General features: G+C 45.6%; 3 protein-coding genes. 2 read left to right on the top strand and 1 reads right to left on the bottom strand.

From position 1 onward, the window contains the following. Window positions 1-69 precede the first annotated feature (69 nt). Window positions 70-306, top strand: coding sequence for a 50S ribosomal protein L28 (rpmB, locus tag F6K49_RS49620; protein ID WP_008183615.1), 237 nt, complete (start codon window positions 70-72; stop codon window positions 304-306). On the opposite strand, the gene F6K49_RS49615 is transcribed toward rpmB, so the two are convergent. Then, complete coding sequence (locus F6K49_RS49615; RefSeq protein WP_293110164.1) at window positions 287-481, bottom strand: hypothetical protein; 195 nt, start codon at window positions 479-481, stop codon at window positions 287-289. The two genes, rpmB and F6K49_RS49615, sit on opposite strands and share 20 nt — an antisense overlap. Window positions 482-1,088: 607 nt before the next feature. Here F6K49_RS49615 and F6K49_RS49610 point away from each other — a divergent pair. Continuing rightward, on the top strand, window positions 1,089-1,344 hold a 256-nt coding region (locus F6K49_RS49610; RefSeq protein WP_293110162.1), incomplete at its 3' end, for a hypothetical protein.

The following is a 1,344-nucleotide window of genomic DNA, read 5'->3' as shown; positions in this document are numbered from 1 at the left end:
CCCGACTCCCGACTCCCCGCACCATCTGCGAGATATGATCAAGAACAGATGTAAATCAAGAGGTACCCCATGTCCCGTAGATGTCAGTTGACTGGTAAAAAGGCCAATAATGGCTATGCTGTTTCTCACTCCCACCGTCGGACTAAGCGCTTACAAAACGTTAACTTACAGGTTAAAAGAGTTTGGTGGGAAGAAGGGAAACGCTGGGTGAAGCTGCGGATTTCCACTAAGGCCATTAAGACCTTGCAGAAGAAGGGTCTGCAAGCCATGGCTAAGGAAGCTGGAATTAATCTGAATCATTATTAAATGAGGGAATCGGGAATCGGGAATCGGGAATCGGGAATCGGGAATCGAGAACATTCTCCAAGAGATATGCAATGATACCCCGGTAATTACCCTTAATACAAATCTCCCCATCTCCCCATCTCCCCACCTCCCCATCTCCCCATCTCCCCACCTCCCCATCTCCCCACCTCCCCATCTCCCCAAGTTTTTTATCCGGGGGTGATGGGTTTTTGGCTTAATGTGGGTAGGTTAAGTCTATGGTTTTTTGGTAAAGGGGATATAGTCTTCCTTTAGAGGAGGTAGGAAAATCCTAGCTTGGGTAAACTGGTTACAAATCTCGGTTGTGTTTTTGGGAAATCTCGATACTATAATTAAATATTTAATATTCTCTGTTGGTAGGTAGATCTAAAGGTAAGTGGTTGACCGTTGATTGGTAAGCAGTCAGCTGTCAGCTGTCAGCCATGAGCTAAAAGCTCACGGCTGACAGCTGACAGCTTAAAATAAACCTCGAATCGGAAAATTTAATAGTTCGAGATTAATGACCATTGAAAGTCTGGGTAGCCCATCACCTTTGTGAAACAGGCTTCGACCCTGGGACTTAACTCAGATTAAACCTTCGCGTAGCGTGGCATTTGGCCAAAGCTTACCTCTTTTAGTCAAAAGCTGATAGCATTCAGCTGATAGCTGAATGCTTAGGTTGATTGTAAACCCTTAGCTTCGTTGAACCATTTGGATATCATCTAGGGTGCTTGAACTAGTTCGTCTTCAGGAATCTACTCAGGAAATGTGACAGGAAAATCCCTATGTCAACCAGGAAGTCAACCAGGAAGAAGTTAGCGAATGCGATCGCAAAACTACTCAAACAGGTAGTCAAACTCTCTCAAGCCATCACCAAACCTTTGATGCGTTGGCTGTTGCGTAGCTTATTTATTTTACACCGTCGGTCGCGGGTGGCAACAGCAGGGTTTGTGTTACCTACGGCGATTATGGTGACCTTGGTGGTAACCTTGCTGGTAACTGCCATTGTGTTGCGCTCCTTTGACCGGGTCAAAAATGCCA

The sequence above is a fragment of the Moorena sp. SIO3I6 genome (assembly GCF_010672095.1).
This window is presented reverse-complemented; position numbering and strand designations above follow the sequence as displayed.

Coding starts and splice junctions, on each gene's coding strand:
- rpmB (WP_008183615.1), top strand. CDS start 70: ATGTCCCGTAGATGTCAGTTGACTGGTAAAAAGGCCAATAATGGCTAT.
- F6K49_RS49615 (WP_293110164.1), bottom strand. CDS start 481: ATGGGGAGGTGGGGAGATGGGGAGGTGGGGAGATGGGGAGATGGGGAG.